This window comes from Paenibacillus sp. FSL M8-0228, assembly GCF_038007385.1.
GTDB lineage: Bacteria > Bacillota > Bacilli > Paenibacillales > Paenibacillaceae > Paenibacillus > Paenibacillus polymyxa_D.
The window spans coordinates 4,915,850-4,933,528 of the sequence record NZ_JBBOXA010000001.1 but is presented as its reverse complement, the minus strand read 5'-3'; the positions used below and the strand labels follow the sequence as shown (position 1 = coordinate 4,933,528).

Genomic DNA, 17,679 nt, shown 5'->3' with positions numbered 1-17,679 from the left:
TATACTAAACGTTTATTAGGGTGAATGGTTAATGGGATGAATAACTTATAGGGTGAATGTCTTATGGGGTGAAGAGAATCCTATTAGTCTATTAGTTTGTATAACATAATTACGCATATTCGGGTTTTTCGTACTGGTTTCTTTTGTGTTTTTTAGGGACTTTCGCCTCGTTTAGTTGAAATATAGAAATGAAAGGATTGACCTGGAAATTGGGATCAAGCACAATGAAGTTGAATTCAGCTTGGAAGAAAAGGGAAAAACCTTGCAGTGAAAGGGATTTGAGAATTCAAAGGAGGATGTAGGTTGTGAAAAAAATGATATTATGCTTGTTAAGTGCCAGTATGATGTTTTTAGCTGCACCGGTCTCTACTAAAGCCTTTTCGGGTGAGGTCACACAAGGCACAGGCTCATATTCAACCACACTACCTGCCGGAGCAGCAACACCGCAAAATGAGATTTACAAAACAGCGAATGTAACCAGCCCAATGCCTACCAATGACTGGTGGAGCAGCCTGGCCTGGGTACCATACTCTGAGGCTCAATATCCGCATCCACTTGCCTTGAAAAATCAGCAAAAAGGTTTACGCATCTTTAACCCGAGTGGGAAAATTACAGTAAATCCGGGATACATCGCAGGCTGGATGGATGATGTGAACGATTTTACCATCGGCCATTCTGTAAGCGCTTCATTTCCGGATGCCAAGGTGGATGGTTTCAGTGATTGGTTTGTCAAATCATTATTTCAAAGCGGTAGCAATAAAATGAGTGCTACCTACGGACACGGCTCCCCCTATGTATTTTTTGAGTTTGGCGGCGGCAATCCCAAGCTTTCATTTAATGGGGTGCCAGAGGTTTGGTCTGGGTCAGCTAGTTCCTCTGTGCTTGGCATTACGGTCAATGGCTCACACTATGGTCTGTTTGGCCCGTCTGGCAGCACCTGGTCTGGTCTCGGGACGAGTACGCTGATCAATCAATTGAACGGGAAAAGCTATTTTACAGTGGCGGCTTTGCCTGACAAAACAACCGCGACCTTGGACAAATTTCAGCAATACGCCTATTCTTTCGTTACAAACTCCAAAGCGCAGTACAGCTACAACGAAGCTTCTTCCGAGGTAACGACCACCTTTACTGTTGCAACAACAGCGAAGGAAGGCGCACAAAGCGGCACTATTTTTGCCTTATACCCGCATCAGTGGAAAAATTCACCACAACCTCTGCTGGGCTATACGTACAATTCCGTACGCGGTCTGATGAAAACAGCAGAGGGTGCGTCTTTTCAAACGAAAATGAAATTTACAGGAGTATTACCTTCCTTGCCCGACTTGGGGTCCTACGATAAAAATACACTCAACAATTATATAAACGAAGCGAAAGCAGAAGTCTACTCCGGCGATAGAGATACGTACTGGACTGGAAAACGTCTGGGCAAGCTGGCAGCGCTGGCGCCGATTGCCGACCAGGCTGGCAATACCACAGCAGCGACCCAGTTCCGCAATGAGATCAAAAGTCGGTTGCAGGACTGGTTTAAGGCTAGTGACAGCTCGGGGAATCTGAAAAGCTCCAGTCTATTTGTGTATAACAACAATTGGGGAACATTGATCGGTTATCCCGACAGCTTTGGCAGTGCAATAGAGTTAAATGACCATCATTTCCATTATGGATACTTTATTAAGGCTGCGGCCGAAATTGCGCGTGTAGACAAGAACTGGGCATCTGAATCCCAATGGGGACAAATGGTACAACTGCTCATTCGCGACATCGCAAATATCGACAGGTCTGATTCGAAATTTCCGTATTTGCGTAATTTTGATCCCTATGCCGGACACACTTGGGCTTCCGGCCATGCCAAATTTGGCGACGGCAACAACAATGAATCCTCCTCGGAGGCGATGAATGCTTGGACCGGTCTTATTTTATGGGGCGAGGCGACGGGAAATACTCAAACTCGTGATCTCGGCATTTATCTATATACAACGGAAATGAATGCGATTAACGAATACTGGTTTGATGTGCATGGCACAAACACCCCTGCAGGGATGCAAAGCGCGACGGCCAGTATGATCTGGGGAGGTAAAACGGTGGGGGATGCAACCTGGTGGACCAATAATCCCGCAGAGGTGCACGGTATCAACTGGCTGCCAATTACCTCGGCTTCCTTGTACCTGACACAATATCCGGAATATGCGGCTAAAAATTTTAGCAATCTGCTGCAAAAAAGCGGAGGGAACTTCAGTCCGTGGGAAGATATTGTGTATATGTACAGGGCGATTTCAGACCCGTCCGATGCCAAGGCCAAATTCAGTGCACGCGTAGCGACGATGACACCGGAAGCTGGGAATTCCAAGGCGAATGCCTACCACTGGATCTATAATTTGGATGCTGTAGGCAACATCGACCGCAGCATCACCGCTAATTCACCTATTTATGCCGTATTTCATAAGAACGGTGTAAAAACCTATGTGGCCTACAACTTTACAGACCAGGTCAAAACAGTAACCTTCTCAGATGGGCACAGTATTACCGTGCAGCCGAATAGCTTTAATGCCGGAAATGGAAGCGGCGGTGGCAATCCGCAGCCTGATACGGAGGCTCCGTCCATCCCGACGAATGTACGAGTTACGACCAAAACGGCTTCGACAGTCACTCTGGAGTGGGATGCAGCTACAGACAATGTTGGCGTTACGGGGTATATCGTTTATAAGGACGGGGCTCAGGCGGCAGAGATAAGCGGTATTTCCGCATCAATTACAGGGCTGAATGCAGCTTCCACTTACAGCTTTACCGTTAAGGCTCGCGATGCAGCTGGTAACCTATCTGCAGCAAGCCATGCTGTATCGGTAACTACGGAGGCAGCATCTGGCGGTAATGAGGGCGGCGGAGAAACGGAGGATTATAAAGTAGGAGCTCGCTTTGTCAGCGATCGTGAAGCATTGCTTCAATTTACACCCAAAACAGCCTCAGCCTATGTTGACGTGCATTATACTTTAACGGGTGGACAACAGCTCAATTACCGGATGACCAACAACGGCGGTGTCTGGGAGCAGCGGGTAACAGACCTCGATATCGGGAAGGGTGTCAGCTATTGGTTTACCTATGAAAAGGCGGGATTGCAATACGAGACCCCTCCATTCAGCTATACACACCAGCAGATTGCCTCAACAACGACAGACGTTCCAGAACTTCCAACACCAGGCGCTGATCCCGTTTTCGAAAAAACATCCTAGTGGATCAGGCCTAAGATACGAACGCGACTAGTTAACTATAGAGAGAAAGACACGAGGGAAGCACATATGCTTCTCCTGTGTCTTTTTCGTTTTTTATAGGGTCGTAATACTTTCGCCATGTTCGCGAGTTCTAGATTACGCGATAATGATAAAGGCTGATACAGGAAGATATTACCGAGGCGCGGATTTCCAAAGGTCCCGCAGTGCCTGCCCTGATGGGGTCAGGTATCCTGTAAACTTGCGTATCCACCAACAATTAGGGTTCGATTCCCAATCGCCTTCCACGCGACTTCTGGTAGAGTATTCGAATGATCGAATAAAAACAATGAAAAGACCCGGATAAGAGCATCCCATGTCTGGTCTTGATGACAGATACCGGGGCGATGGCTATGCGGCCAGCGGATACCGGAGAGAGCAAGCGCCGACAGGGCCCGAGGCTTCGGAGATACGGATTCACAGTCGATGTTGGGCTGATGAATCCCATCCCTAGAACACGAAAACAGGCGGTATCTTTCTTTTTCCTCAAGCTTGACCCCGCCGTTCACACCGGAGGGATGCTCTGCAAGGGTCCTAACCCTACTACAACAAATAAAAATAAAAAATCCTCATTTTAAAAGTGTGTTAATTTTAAGGCGGGCAGCTACGGAGCGGTCCATTTGAATCTGAAGAAGCGAAGCGTTCGCCTTTTGCCCCTGAAGTTTAACCCTATAAGGGGTTCATCAAATCCAAAAATTCAGGGGCAACAGCGATTGGAAGATCAAATGGATCGCGGAGCGCCACACGTAGAAAAAAACACTCTTTTAAGTTGAGGATTCTAAATACTAGGAGTGATACGATGTTTAAGAAGATAACAATTAAATCCGATGAGCGCGGATTGCTGTTCAAAAAAGGAAGCTACCACAAATTGTTGCAACCAGGAACTTACCTATTGAAGACATTTCAGCAGGAAGCGGTTGAAATTTTGAATGTAGCCGAACCATTTTTTGTACCGGACCATGATATTCGTTTGTTTTTGACAGATCCCCTATTGCTTGAGCAATTGAATGTCATTGATGTAGAGGACCATGAATATGTGCTGCATTATGAGGATAATCGGTTTGTGGAGCTGCTGACGGCTGGGAAATATGCTTATTGGAACGTGCTCAAGGAACATCGTTTTGTTCGTGCAGATACTCGGCAGCCTGCAATTGATAAGGCATTGGGGCAAGCATTCTTGTCCAAGACACCGGGCTTCTGGAAGGCGCTTCAGGTGGGCAGCTATGAATTAGGATTTTTGTATTACGATAATGTGTTGCAGGGTGAGCTGAAACCGGGTAAATATTATTTCTGGATGTCCACGGTGAATACAGAGATCAAAACGATAGATATGCGACAACAGCAAATGGACTTGATGGGACAGGAAATCATGACAGAGGACAAAATTACGCTGCGCCTCAACTTCGTCTGTCAGTACCGTATCATCGACCCATTGCGGGCATTAGAATTCCGGGCATACGAGGAGCAAATGTACATTATGCTTCAACTGTTGTTACGCGAATACGTTGGCACGATGAAGCTGGATGATTTGCTGAAAATGAAGCAGGAGATTGCGGTATATGTTTTGACTCGACTGAATGAGCAGAGCGACGAATATGGAGTGACTTTTACGTCAGCAGGGGTGAAGGATATTATTTTGCCGGGGGATATCAAGGATATTCTGAATACGGTGCTGTTGGCAGAGAAGAAGGCACAGGCCAACCTCATCACACGACGTGAAGAGACGGCATCCACTCGTAGTCTGCTCAATACGGCCAAGCTGATGGACGAGAACGCCACTCTCTATCGTCTCAAAGAGCTAGAATTCATGGAAAAAATCTGCGAGAAGATTGGCACGATTTCGCTAACTGGCGGGAATACGTTGCTGGAGCAGCTGAACACGCTGGTTCACATGAAAGAGGGGCAGGGACTCCAATAACTGAAAATACTCCCGAACGATGAGTGCAAGCCGCCTCAAGGTTCGGGAGTATTTTGCGTTTTAGTTCGTCTTGGTGGATGCGAGAAAAGCGTCCATATCGATCACCGGAATGAGGGTACCCTGATGCTCCATCACGGTAGGGAACAACTCGCGCTGCCACTCTTCCTCATTGCTTTGTAGCTGACTGTCCTCGGCAGAAGCCGTGTCCTCCACCTGATCGACAAGCAGAGCAATCTTCGCACGGCTGAGCAAAATCATTTTGTCCTCGGAGGAATCGCTGGATGCAGGAAGAAGCAGTTTTTTGCGTAAATTAAGGATCGTAAATACATTGCCGCGAATAGTCACCATTCCTTCATGCCATGCTTCGGAAAAGGGAAGCGGAGTTCCCTTCTTAGCATTCATGACTTCTTCTACTTCCACAAAGTTTAAAGCGAACTTTTTGTCCGCTAGACTGCACACAATAAATTCAGACATAACAATTCTCCTTATCTATTCAGATGAGCCATCACAGGTTGTGATTGAGCGGTAAAATGGGTTAACTATTGCGTTTTGACAGATGGAACGATAAAGTTGAGGATGCGGTAAAATGGTTGTAGTTACTCACAGAATATCACAAACGAGCAGTTAAATCTTCCAAAATAACAACCATACGGCCAAGGCGTGGCTTCAAGTTTCCCTTCATATATAATGTTTGGGACTAAAGCTGTGTCCGATGGCACTACATTTTAAGATAAGCGGGTTGAGGTAGAGTGGATCATGAAAAGCAGCGATTAAGTATCGAAGCAGCCAGATTATACTATCTAAACGACTACAGCCAGCAAGATATCGCGGTCAGACTCGGGGTTTCGCGTCCTACGGTATCGCGGTTACTTCAGGCTGCCAAGGAACAAGGATACGTGCGGATTAGTATTGTGGACCCGATGGAGGATATGGACGCGCTCGGAGAGCAGGTGAAGAAGAAATACGGACTGGATACTGTGTTAGTCTGTTATTCGCCGTTAAATGAATATCAGGAGATCAAGAAGCATATTAGCAAAAAAGCAGCCGATTATTTGCATGAAACGGTACAGGATGCTGATATTATTGGAGTGACATGGGGAACAACCATGCATGCCGTGGCGCTTCATCTCCAACAAAAGCAGGTCAAGGGAGTTGAGGTGGTTCAGCTCAAGGGAGGCGTGAGCCATTCACATGTCAACACATATGCTGTGGAAACCGTGAATTTGTTCGCAGAAGCCTTTCATACCATAGCAAGGTATTTGCCGCTGCCTGTAATTTTCGACAGTCACGCCGTTAAGAAAATGGTCGAGGAGGATCGGCATATCCAGCGTATCATCGAACTTGGCAAGCAGGCGAACATCGCGGTGTTTACGGTGGGGACGGTCAAGGAGGATGCGTTGCTGTTCCGATTGGGTTATTTTAACGGGGAAGAGCAGAAGCTACTGCAAAGAGTTGGCAAGGGCGATATTTGCTCACGCTTTTTTGACGCTGAGGGCAACATATGCAGTCAGGAAATTAACAGCCGTACCGTTGGGATTGATTTGCCTGATTTGCGAAAGAAGGAGAAGTCCATTCTCGTCGCTGGAGGCCAGCGCAAAGTGGAGGCCATTCGGGCATCGCTGCGTGGCAAGTATGCGAATATCTTGGTGACGGATCAGTTTACGGCACAAGCACTTTTACAATAGAGCAAGTCGCCTCCATCCAGCAAATTACACGGTTATGGCGTGTGCCTACAGGGTAATATGAATGGTAGGTGAACGCCTTATGTACAAGCGTGAACATAATTTCAAAATGTGTTTTACATATGTTCAAAGCCGTGCTATGATGATCTCATCACAGAGAAATAAAGGACTTTTGTCTTCAACTATTTATCTAATGAAGGAGCTTTTAGATATGAACATTGCAGCATTAATCGACCATACATTGTTGCGTGCAGATGCGACGAAGGATGAAATTACGAAATTGACTGCCGAGGCAAAAAAATATCAGTTTGCTTCTGTATGTGTGAACCCGGCGTGGGTAGCTTATGCAGCAGAACAGCTCGCAGGCACAGGCGTAGCCATTTGTACAGTTATCGGTTTCCCGCTGGGAGCGAGCACGTCCGCAACGAAAGCATTTGAAACGAAAGATGCTATTGCTAACGGAGCGACTGAAATTGATATGGTTATTAACATAGGCGCTTTGAAGGAACGTGATGTACAGCTCGTCGAGCAGGACATCCGTGCGGTCGTGGAAGCAGCTGCTGGTACACTGGTAAAAGTGATTATCGAGACCTGCCTGCTGACTGACGAAGAGAAGGTACTGGCATGTGAGCTGTCCGTCAAAGCGGGGGCGAATTTTGTGAAAACCTCGACAGGCTTCTCAACAGGTGGAGCTACTGCGGAAGATGTGGCTTTGATGCGCAAAACGGTAGGACCTGAGATTGGTGTCAAGGCTTCAGGCGGTGTACGCAGTCTGGAAGACGTGCAAAAATTAGTAGAAGCTGGCGCAAGCCGGATCGGTGCAAGTTCCGGTGTGAAAATCATCGAGGGCGAGCAGTCTACATCTTCCTACTAAGTTTATTTTAAAGTCATGGAGGGATTCGCAATGAAGGATCAATTGATTCAGAAAGCGCTTGAGGCGCGTAAACAGGCGTATGTTCCGTATTCGAATTTTCAGGTGGGTGCTGCGGTTCTCGGAAGCGATGGCACGATTTATCACGGATGTAATGTGGAAAATGCCTCCTACGGCTTATGCAATTGTGCAGAGCGGACAGCGATTTTTAAAATGGTATCCGAAGGCTGCCGGAAAATTGATTCGATTGCGGTTGTAGCTGATACGGAAGGGCCTGTGTCTCCATGTGGGGCCTGTCGTCAGGTCATTTCCGAATTTGCTCATCAAGATACCAAAATTTATCTGACAAACCTTCATGGCAACACGGAAGAGTGGACGGTGGATCAATTACTGCCGGGTGCCTTTCGACCTGCGGATCTGGGGAAATAAAAAAAAGAATGCCTCTTTGGGGCGCGTTCTTTTTATGGGGAATGTAAGCGCTTAATGTAATAAGGGGGAAATTAAATGAAATATGTAATCGCTCTGGTGGGACTGCTCGTTGTTTTTGCACTTACTTACGTTGCCAGTAGTGACAAACGTAAAATCAGGTATCGTCCGCTGGTGGTTATGGTTGTGTTGCAGGCGGCGCTAGCTTTTGTATTGCTCCACACAGGTATTGGCGAATTTTTGGTCAAAGGCTTTGCAGAAGGTTTTAATAGTCTTTTGGCATATGCCACTGAAGGGATTAACTTCGTTTTTGGAGGAATTGCGAATGAAGGAGCAGCACCGTTCTTTATCGGTGTACTGCTGCCAATCGTGTTCATATCCGCGCTGATTGGTATTTTGCAATATGTAAAAGTGTTGCCTTTTATTATTAAATATATCGGGCTTGTCTTGAGCAAAGTAAACGGAATGGGTAAACTGGAATCCTACAACGCTGTAGCTTCGGCTATCTTGGGTCAATCCGAGGTGTTTATTTCCGTTAAGAAGCAAATTGGTCTGCTGCCAAAACATCGGTTGTATACGCTGTGTGCGTCTGCGATGTCTACGGTGTCCATGTCGATTGTGGGAGCTTACATGCAAATGTTAAACCCCAAATATGTGGTCACAGCTTTGGTATTGAACCTGTTCGGCGGCTTCATTATCGCTTCTATTATTAATCCGTACAAGATTGAGAAGCAAGACGATTTACTGGAGGTTCAGGAGGAAGAGAAGCAGTCCTTCTTCGAAATGCTCGGGGAGTATATTATGGACGGTTTCAAGGTTGCGATTACGGTAGCTGCGATGCTGATCGGTTTTGTGGCGCTGATTGCCATGGTTAACGGGATTTTCTCCTGGTTGTTTGGAATCAGCTTTCAGGCGTTGCTTGGCTATGTGTTTGCGCCTTTCGCTTTTGTCATGGGTATTCCGTGGAACGAAGCCGTTCAGGCGGGCAGCATTATGGCTACTAAACTCGTATCCAACGAATTTGTGGCCATGCTGGATCTGACCAAGCAAACAGGCTTGTCGGAGCGTACAATCGGGATCGTATCGGTATTCCTCGTATCCTTTGCTAACTTCTCATCCATCGGTATCATTTCCGGGGCTGTGAAGGGTCTGCATGAAAAACAGGGAAATGTGGTGGCCCGCTTTGGTCTGAAGCTGTTGTACGGGGCAACGCTGGTTAGCGTGCTGTCGGCAACGATTGCAGGGTTGTTTTTGTAAAAAAAACAGCGAGTCAGGAAAGGATTTTTATAATGTCTAAATTCAAACGGATTCACTTGGTGGTTATGGACTCGGTTGGTATCGGCGAAGCGCCGGATGCTGCCCAGTTTGATGATTACGATGTAGATACACTCGGTCATATTGCGCGCGAACGCGGCGGTCTGAACATGCCGAATATGGGTAAGCTCGGTCTGTCCAACATTCGTTCCATAGAAGGGGTGCCAGCGGCCGACAAGCCGCTCGCGTATTACACTAAGATGCAGGAAGCCTCCAATGGCAAGGATACGATGACGGGTCATTGGGAAATTATGGGCTTGAATATTGCAGTTCCTTTCCGTGTATTCCCGGATGGGTTCCCGGATGAGTTGATTCAGCGCATTGAGGAGCACACAGGCCGCAAAGTGATTGGCAATAAGCCTGCCAGCGGAACGGAAATCATTGATGAGCTGGGCGAAGAACACGTGAAAACTGGAGCGCTCATCATCTATACCTCGGCGGACTCTGTACTGCAAATTGCGGCGCACGAGGAAGTTGTACCTTTGAAGGAGCTCTATGAAATTTGCGAGTTCTGCCGTAAAATCACGCTGGAAGATCCGTACATGCTGGGTCGCATTATTGCCCGTCCGTTCGTAGGTGAGGCAGGGAATTTCTCTCGTACCTCTAATCGACATGATTACGCGCTCAAACCATTTGGTCGCACTACAATGAACGAGCTGAAGGATGCAGGCCTGGATGTGATCGCCTTGGGTAAAATCTCTGACATTTATGACGGCGAGGGTGTAACGAAGGCGGTGCGTACGGTGTCCAATATGGACGGCATGGATAAGCTGGTGGCCACGCTCGACGAAGATTTCACCGGATTAAGCTTTCTGAATTTGGTGGACTTTGACGCTGTGTACGGTCACCGTCGTGATCCACAGGGATATGGTCAAGCTTTGGACGATTACGATGCGCGTTTGCCAGAGGTTTTTGCTAAAATGACCGATGACGATCTGCTGATCATTACTGCAGACCATGGGAATGATCCGACATATCGGGGAACGGATCACACCCGCGAATATGTACCTTTGCTGGTATATTCCCCGCGTTTTACAGCGGGGGACAAGGAACTTGCGGTTCGTAAAACCTTTGCTGATATTGGAGCGACCGTAGCGGATAACTTTGGTGTAAAACTGCCTGAACACGGAACGAGCTTTTTGGCAGAGCTTCAGTAATCCAGGGCCCGCAAGAGTACAAGCAAGATTACAAAGATTAATGTAACGGTATAAATAACGATACAAGCACGGACAAATGGGACGGAGGAATAAAAACATGAGTGTACACATTGGAGCCAAACCTGGAGAGATTGCAGAAACGATTTTGCTGCCAGGAGACCCGCTACGGGCAAAATTTATTGCTGAAACATATCTGGAGGACGTGACCTGCTACAACGAGGTGCGCGGAATGCTCGGATTCACGGGTACGTACCAAGGCAAACGCCTATCTGTACAGGGAACCGGGATGGGGCTGCCGTCTATCAGTATTTATGTCAACGAACTGATTAGCGAATACGGTGTGAAAAACCTGTTCCGCGTGGGTACATGCGGCGGAATGAAGGAGCATGTACACGTTCGTGACGTCATTTTGGCACAAGCATCCTGTACGGATTCCGGTATGAATCGCCATATTTTTGGTGGCTACGACTACTCGCCGATTGCCAGCTTCGATCTATTGAAGGGCGCTTATGATCGTGGTGTTGCCAAAGGCTTGAACATGCATGTCGGCAATGTATTCAGCTCAGACAGCTTCTACCGTGATGATAAATCAGTGGTACAAAAGCTGATGGAATACGGCGTGCTGGGTGTAGAGATGGAAACTTCAGCTTTATACACGCTCGCAGCCAAGTTTGGCGTAAACGCACTGACGATTCTGACGGTAAGCGATCATTTGTTGACGGGGGAAGAAACGACCGCAGAAGAACGGCAAACGACCTTTAAAGAAATGATGGAAGTTGCACTGGATACAGCAGTATCTCTGTAAACGATCATACGCACAGTGAGGAGAAATGACATATGAGAATGGTAGACTTGATTGAGAAAAAACGTGACGGAAAAGAACTGAGTACGGAGGAAATTAATTTTATTATCCAAGGCTACACTCAGGGTGAAATTCCCGATTATCAAGTCAGTGCATTGGCGATGTCCATTTTCTTCAAAGATATGACTGAACGCGAACGCGCTGATCTGACGATGGCGATGGTTCATTCGGGTGATACCATTGATCTGTCCGCGATTGAAGGTGTAAAGGTCGATAAGCATTCTACTGGCGGCGTGGGTGATACAACAACGCTGGTACTGGCTCCGCTCGTAGCGGCCTTGGACATTCCGGTAGCCAAAATGTCAGGACGCGGCCTCGGACATACCGGAGGAACGATCGACAAACTGGAAGCTATTGCAGGCTTCCACGTCGAAATCAGCAAGGACGAATTTGTGGATTTGGTGAATCGCAGCAAAATTGCGGTCATCGGACAAAGCGGTAACCTGACACCTGCGGATAAAAAATTGTATGCCTTGCGTGACGTTACGGCGACGGTCAACTCGATCCCGCTGATTGCCAGCTCGATTATGAGTAAGAAAATCGCTGCTGGCTCCGATGCTATCGTGCTCGATGTAAAAACAGGTGCAGGCGCATTTATGAAAACTGTAGATGATGCCAAAGCACTGGCACATGCCATGGTGAGCATCGGTAACAATGTGGGTCGCAAAACGATGGCAGTCATTTCCGATATGAGTCAGCCGCTGGGTCTGGCTATCGGGAACTCACTGGAAGTGAAAGAAGCAATTGATACGCTGCGCGGCGAAGGACCCAAAGATCTGGAAGAACTGTGCATGGCTTTGGGCAGTCAGATGGTATTTTTGGCAGGGAAGGCAGATTCCCTCGATAACGCCGAAGAGAAGCTCAAAGAAGTCATTCGTAATGGCAAAGCACTGGAAAAATTCAAAGAGTTTATTGCGAATCAGGGCGGTGACGCTTCTGTAGTGGATCATCCTGAACGCTTGCCGCAAGCACAGTATCTTATTGAGGTGCCTGCGAAGCAGGACGGTGTGGTAGCTGAAATCGTGGCTGACGAAATCGGTACCGCAGCGATGTTGCTTGGAGCAGGACGTGCGACCAAAGAATCCGAGATTGATCTGGCCGTCGGCTTGATGCTGAACAAAAAGGTCGGGGATGCTGTTCAAAAAGGCGATTCGCTAGTTACTATCCATGCGAACCGTGAAGATGTAGCCCAAGTGCTGGAGAAAATCTACGCGAACATCCGTATTGCAGATCACGCGGAAGCGCCAGTGCTAATCTACGGAACAGTGACAGAGTAAGCGATAAGCCCTACTCATAAAGTCGTATTAGTAGCATGCATATGAAGCCGGAGGCCCTAAGTTTAGGGTGCTTCCGGCTTTTCTGTTGTCCTCGTTCTCAGACAATTGAACGGCAGAATTTAAAAATGGGGTTGTCAATTTCAAGTGAGGGTAATATACTGAACCCATAAACTGACGACCGTTCGTAAGGTATTGGAGGAAAAGCATGACACTACAGAAAATTAAAACAGTTAGCTTGCAGCAATTTGCGAAAAAGGGATACGATGCGTCCTCTCTGCAACTGATAGCTGATGAGGTAGGGATTAAAAAGCAGTCCATTTATGCTCATTTTAAAAGCAAAGATGATTTGTTTTTAGACATATTTAAGGATGCGGTGGATCAAGAGATTTTGGAACTGGATCGTTATTTTCAAGATCAATCCGAACAATCACTTGAAGTTGTCCTGCGCGGACTAATCGTTGAATTTAAGGAACGCTATGAGAGTGCTATGAATTTGCGTCTGATTCTGTATATCGGCTTTCTGATTCCATCTGCACTGGAAAGCCAGGTTCAGGCTTTGGTCACACGCTACGTACAGCATAAAACCAGCTTGGTACACGGGCGACTGGCAACTGAAACATCGGTTAAACTTCGTGTTCCAGCTCAATCTGCCGCGACAGCCTATATGAATTTGATTGAAGGCATGCTGGTAGAACTGGTGTACAACGGCACCGACGGTTTTGATCTGCGTCTGGAAAGCTCTTGGGATATTTACTGGCATGGCTTGATTCGGGCCTGAACAACTGAGCAGTCGAAGTAAACATGATTGTATTGGGGGAAGAGAACAGTGTCTGTGAAAGAAAGCTTTTGGTCCAGAAACTTTATTTTTTTGATGATATCCAACGCTTTATTGTTCATGGCATTCGAAATGCTTATGCCTACGCTGCCGCTGTTTGTGGAAAGTCTTGGCGGCAGCCCATCCCAGATTGGATTGGTGACTGGCGTGTTTATGTGTTCTGCTATATTGATTCGTCCATTTTCAGGTACGCTGATCCAGCTCTTGGACAAGAAGTATGTTCTGATTATCGGAGTTGTGATTTGTATGCTGGCAACGGGAAGCTACATGCTTTCCAGTAGTTTGGTACTGCTGTTAGTATTTCGGCTGGTACATGGCTTTGGATTCGGCATTGCGAGCACGTTGTATGCTACCTCAGCCTCAGATGATTTGCCGCCTCATCGTATGGGGGAAGGAATGGGCTACTTTGGCGTAGGTGAAACCGTAGCGATTTCAGTGGGGCCACTGATTGGTATATGGATGCTTCACGCATCAGGTTTTAACGGACTGTTTTCCACGGGAGCTATAATTCTACTGTTGTCGCTCGTGATGAGCGTATTGGTTCGTCGCCGTGCTCCGAAACCTATGTCGGCGGATACAGTGCAGGGCAAAAAGAAGGTTCCTTTTAAATTATTTGAAAAAAGAGTGCTGCTGCAATCCTGTCTTGCGTTGCTGGTTGGCGTGGTGGCAGGTGGAGTGATGTCTTTCGTGGCTTTATTTGCCAAGGAGCAGGGCTTTACCAATGCAGCATGGTTCTTCTTTACTGTGGCTATGGCAAGCTTCCTCGTCCGACTGGTGTCAGGTAGAATTTTCGATACCAAAGGCCCAGCTTATATCCTGATTCCTGCAGGGATTGTGCTTATCGCCGCCATCGTTATGGTGGCCTCATCGCGGACCGAGTTACAATTTTTGGTTGCTGCTGTGATGTATGGTTTGAGCTTTGGAGCTATTTTCCCAGCTTTGCAGGCTTGGGCAATCAGTGTGGTCGGAGAAGATGAGCGAGAGGACGCTGTAGGCTCCTTTTATAATTTCTTCGATTTGGGCATTGGAGGAGGCTCTTTGGTTCTGGGGATGGTTGCTGGATTAACCTCTTATAAAACAATGTATTTGTTCTCCACTTTGCTGATTGCGGCTTATCTAATTATATTTGTGACGTATATTGTATTGGATAAGAAAAAGAAAAAGTCCCATAACACGTTGAACGTATAAGCTATGATTACGGAATACGAAATATATGATGGAGCGCTTGCGTTTGGGTGCCTTTGATCAAGTTTGAAAAAAATGACAGCCGGACTCATAATAGATATGAGTTCGGCTTTTTTTACGAAGGAGGAAATCAAATGGTGGAGAAATGGGTTTGGGTTGGGGTTGCCGGAGCAATCGTGGGTTATGTCACTCTTGCCAATATATCGACTACCATGCATAGTACATCATCGGTGAGTCAGGCGCACTCGGCTGCTCCGTTAAGTGCACAGAGTGAGAATGGGAGCGCAGCGAAGCGTATCGTACATGATCAAAGAATGCATTTTGAAGGACAAGGCGGAACGAACTTTAAATTTGAAGAGGGGCGCAAGCTGTACATCAGTATCAAGAATGTTGGAAAGCAGCCCATACAATACAAGCTCAACAGTTCGAATGGATCGGACTTGCAAGGTACAACGAGCGGATTTTCCAGTCGAACGTTGCAGCCAGGAGAACGCCATGATCTGCTGTTTGTAAAGCCAGAAGGGCAGGATGAAGCAGCAAATGACTCCTTAAAAGAGCTGATTTTGAAAGTAAGTACGGACGATGGATCGCAAGGAAGCGTTAAAACCTTCGCCTATATCACACTGTAAGCTCCTTCCAGAAAGGGCACGACATGCGGTCATTAGTCTACTTATGTTACAATAGAACGGTTGAAGACTTAATGAACAGAATAGGTCAGAGCAGAAAGCAGAAAGGATGACCCGTTGTGCCCATAAACCATGAATTCGGTAATCAAAAGATGTCACGGAGGCTGTCACTCACAGCTATTTTACTTACACTTACTTTTGTGGCACTTACTGGCTGTGGTCAGGATAAGAATGCTGAAACCATTGATACTGGAAGCAGTACAAGCGTGATCGAGAATGGAGCCGGTGGTAATCGTAGCGGTTCAGCCCAAAATGACAAAGCAGCGAAAGAGAGCGAGAGTGCAGAAAACAGCGATACTGATGCACAAAAGTTAGCTCCTTCGGCTCCAGCTGCTTCATCGGATACTTCTTCTTCTCCGGCAGCCTCCAATCCATCGCAAAATCCATTTGAGGTAGCAGGTATTCAAGATCCTAAAGCGTTTTTGAACACGTTCAAAGCGCTGCAGAAGGCAGTTGCCGACAATGACAAGGAGAAAGTGGCCGATTATATTTTGTACCCTCTGCGTGTTAATGATAGTGAAAAGTCGTTAACGATTCCGAATAAGAAAGATTTTATTGCCAAGTATGATCAGATTTTTACGGACGCGATTCGCGAGGCGCTTGTGAATCAAAAGACAGATGATTTGTTTGTTAATTATCAGGGAGTCATGGTGGGATCAGGTGAACTGTGGTTGAGAAGGGCTACGGACAATCCGAAGCTTTTTGGAGTCTTTTCGATTAATCTTGAAACGGTTGCCAACTAAGTCGTACCCCGTGTGTAAATGACCTCTAAACGGTCGGAAACATATACAATGTTTCTGACTGCCCCCCTTAAAGAAAGAAAAGTACAGATAATGCATACCAAAAAAAGGTTTGACATCACTCCTAAACTCTCGTATTATATCCGTATAACTCATTAAACAGGTAGGAATTAAAGAATTAAAGTTTGATCTCGCCATTTTGGCGGAGAACCTCTAGGAACAGCAGGCAGACACTGTCCACACGACAGGTTTGACCTAACAGGGCTGCATCAGGGAATTCTCCGCTCTTTTTTTAATTATGTCTGTAAATAACAGGCGTAAATGAATACAAATTACATAGAATTCGGGGTGTCTTGATGAAGAGGCAATGGAAAAGTGGACTTATTCTCGGACTATCTTTGGTTTTAACGATGATGCTAAGCGCTTGCGGGGCAAGCAAGGGAGGGACGGAGGTAGATGGTAGCTCTGCTGCCGTGGAGTTGCTCAATGTTTCTTATGATCCGACCCGTGAGCTGTATGAGGCATATAATAAAGCATTTGCCGCCCATTGGGAGAAGGAGAAAGGACAGAAGGTTACGATTAAGCAATCTCACGGAGGATCTGGCAAGCAAAGTCGTTCTGTGCAGGACGGGCTGGATGCGGACGTGGTCACTCTGGCTCTGGGCTATGATATTGATGCGCTACAGGAAAAAGGACTCGTTCAAGAGGGATGGCAAAGTAAATATGAGCATAACAGCGCCCCGTACACTTCAACCATCGTGTTATTGGTACGCAAAGGGAACCCGAAAGGGATTAAGGACTGGGACGATTTAATCCGTGGCGATGTGCAAGTCATTACACCGAATCCTAAAACTTCGGGTGGAGCACGTTGGAACTATCTTGCAGCCTGGGCTTATGCGCTCAAGAAGAACAATAATGATGAAGCCAAGGCCCAGCAGTTTGTACAGGAGCTGTATAAGCATGTGCCGGTATTGGATAGCGGAGCACGTGGAGCGACAACGACTTTCGTAGAGCGTGGAATTGGCGATGTGCTGATTGCATGGGAAAATGAAGCACTGCTCTCGGTGAAGGAGCTGGGTGCGGATAAATTCGATATCGTATATCCATCGATCAGTATATTAGCTGAACCTCCGGTAGCAATAGTCGATAAGGTGGTAGATAAAAAAGGTACACGCGAGGTAGCGGACGCGTACCTGAAATATTTGTACAGTGAAGAAGGGCAGACCATTGCTGCTGAAAATTATTATCGCCCAACATTGGAGAGTGTGACGGCAAAGTTCAAGGATCAATTTCCTAAATTGGAGCTCGTAACCTTGAAGGATGTATTCGGGACATGGAAGGAGACGCAGCAGAAGCATTTCAGCGACAAAGGCATTTTTGACCAGATTTATGTACCCGGCAGTTCATAAAATAGGTGGACTGTGTAGACGATTGGATTGGTAGCCGCGAGTGTCATAGTGAATGAA

At 46.8% G+C, this 17,679-nt stretch carries 15 protein-coding genes; 14 read left to right on the top strand and 1 reads right to left on the bottom strand.

What is annotated here, in order from left to right; all coding sequences use genetic code 11:
* Nucleotides 1-305 precede the first annotated feature (305 nt).
* Nucleotides 306-3,224, top strand: a complete 2,919-nt coding sequence (locus MKY98_RS22370; RefSeq protein WP_069011935.1) for a glycosyl hydrolase — start codon at nucleotides 306-308, stop codon at nucleotides 3,222-3,224.
* Between the two features lie 835 nt (nucleotides 3,225-4,059).
* A complete protein-coding gene (locus tag MKY98_RS22365; protein WP_029519326.1) occupies nucleotides 4,060-5,178 on the top strand; it encodes a slipin family protein in 1,119 nt (372 codons plus the stop codon).
* Nucleotides 5,179-5,238: 60 nt separating this feature from the next.
* On the opposite strand, the gene MKY98_RS22360 is transcribed toward MKY98_RS22365, so the two are convergent.
* Nucleotides 5,239-5,652: a chemotaxis protein CheW gene (locus MKY98_RS22360; protein ID WP_029519325.1), complete on the bottom strand. Its 414-nt coding sequence runs from the start codon at nucleotides 5,650-5,652 to the stop codon at nucleotides 5,239-5,241.
* A gap of 275 nt (nucleotides 5,653-5,927) precedes the next feature.
* Here MKY98_RS22360 and MKY98_RS22355 point away from each other — a divergent pair, with 275 nt between their 5' ends.
* The 12 genes from MKY98_RS22355 to MKY98_RS22300 all read left to right on the top strand — a co-directional run bounded on the left by MKY98_RS22355 (nucleotide 5,928) and on the right by MKY98_RS22300 (nucleotide 17,622).
* The gene (locus MKY98_RS22355) at nucleotides 5,928-6,863 is read left to right on the top strand and encodes a sugar-binding transcriptional regulator (RefSeq protein WP_029519324.1); all 936 of its coding nucleotides are present in this window, start codon (nucleotides 5,928-5,930) and stop codon (nucleotides 6,861-6,863) included.
* A gap of 208 nt (nucleotides 6,864-7,071) precedes the next feature.
* Nucleotides 7,072-7,734, top strand: a complete 663-nt coding sequence (gene deoC / locus MKY98_RS22350) for a deoxyribose-phosphate aldolase (RefSeq protein ID WP_029519323.1) — start codon at nucleotides 7,072-7,074, stop codon at nucleotides 7,732-7,734.
* Nucleotides 7,735-7,764: 30 nt separating this feature from the next.
* Entirely contained in the window at nucleotides 7,765-8,160 is a 396-nt protein-coding gene (locus MKY98_RS22345) for a cytidine deaminase (RefSeq protein ID WP_029519322.1), read from the top strand.
* 75 nt (nucleotides 8,161-8,235) lie between these two features.
* On the top strand, nucleotides 8,236-9,414 hold the full coding sequence (locus tag MKY98_RS22340; protein WP_069011937.1) for a NupC/NupG family nucleoside CNT transporter: 1,179 nt from the start codon (nucleotides 8,236-8,238) through the stop codon (nucleotides 9,412-9,414).
* 32 nt (nucleotides 9,415-9,446) lie between these two features.
* Nucleotides 9,447-10,628, top strand: coding sequence for a phosphopentomutase (gene deoB, locus MKY98_RS22335; protein WP_069011939.1), 1,182 nt, complete (start codon nucleotides 9,447-9,449; stop codon nucleotides 10,626-10,628).
* 97 nt (nucleotides 10,629-10,725) lie between these two features.
* Nucleotides 10,726-11,433: a purine-nucleoside phosphorylase gene (gene deoD / locus MKY98_RS22330; RefSeq protein ID WP_013312036.1), complete on the top strand. Its 708-nt coding sequence runs from the start codon at nucleotides 10,726-10,728 to the stop codon at nucleotides 11,431-11,433.
* A gap of 32 nt (nucleotides 11,434-11,465) precedes the next feature.
* Nucleotides 11,466-12,767, top strand: a complete 1,302-nt coding sequence (locus tag MKY98_RS22325; protein WP_029519318.1) for a pyrimidine-nucleoside phosphorylase — start codon at nucleotides 11,466-11,468, stop codon at nucleotides 12,765-12,767.
* A gap of 205 nt (nucleotides 12,768-12,972) precedes the next feature.
* Nucleotides 12,973-13,545 (top strand): TetR/AcrR family transcriptional regulator, encoded by a 573-nt coding sequence (locus MKY98_RS22320; protein ID WP_029519317.1) that lies wholly within the window; start codon nucleotides 12,973-12,975, stop codon nucleotides 13,543-13,545.
* 48 nt (nucleotides 13,546-13,593) lie between these two features.
* A complete protein-coding gene (locus MKY98_RS22315; RefSeq protein ID WP_069011941.1) occupies nucleotides 13,594-14,790 on the top strand; it encodes an MFS transporter in 1,197 nt (398 codons plus the stop codon).
* Between the two features lie 131 nt (nucleotides 14,791-14,921).
* A complete protein-coding gene (locus tag MKY98_RS22310; protein ID WP_029519310.1) occupies nucleotides 14,922-15,416 on the top strand; it encodes a hypothetical protein in 495 nt (164 codons plus the stop codon).
* Between the two features lie 116 nt (nucleotides 15,417-15,532).
* Nucleotides 15,533-16,216 carry a hypothetical protein gene (locus MKY98_RS22305; RefSeq protein WP_029519308.1) on the top strand — a complete coding sequence of 228 codons (684 nt, stop codon included), beginning with the start codon at nucleotides 15,533-15,535 and terminating at the stop codon, nucleotides 16,214-16,216.
* Between the two features lie 353 nt (nucleotides 16,217-16,569).
* Entirely contained in the window at nucleotides 16,570-17,622 is a 1,053-nt protein-coding gene (locus MKY98_RS22300; RefSeq protein WP_069011943.1) for a sulfate ABC transporter substrate-binding protein, read from the top strand.
* The last annotated feature ends 57 nt before the right edge of the window (nucleotides 17,623-17,679 follow it).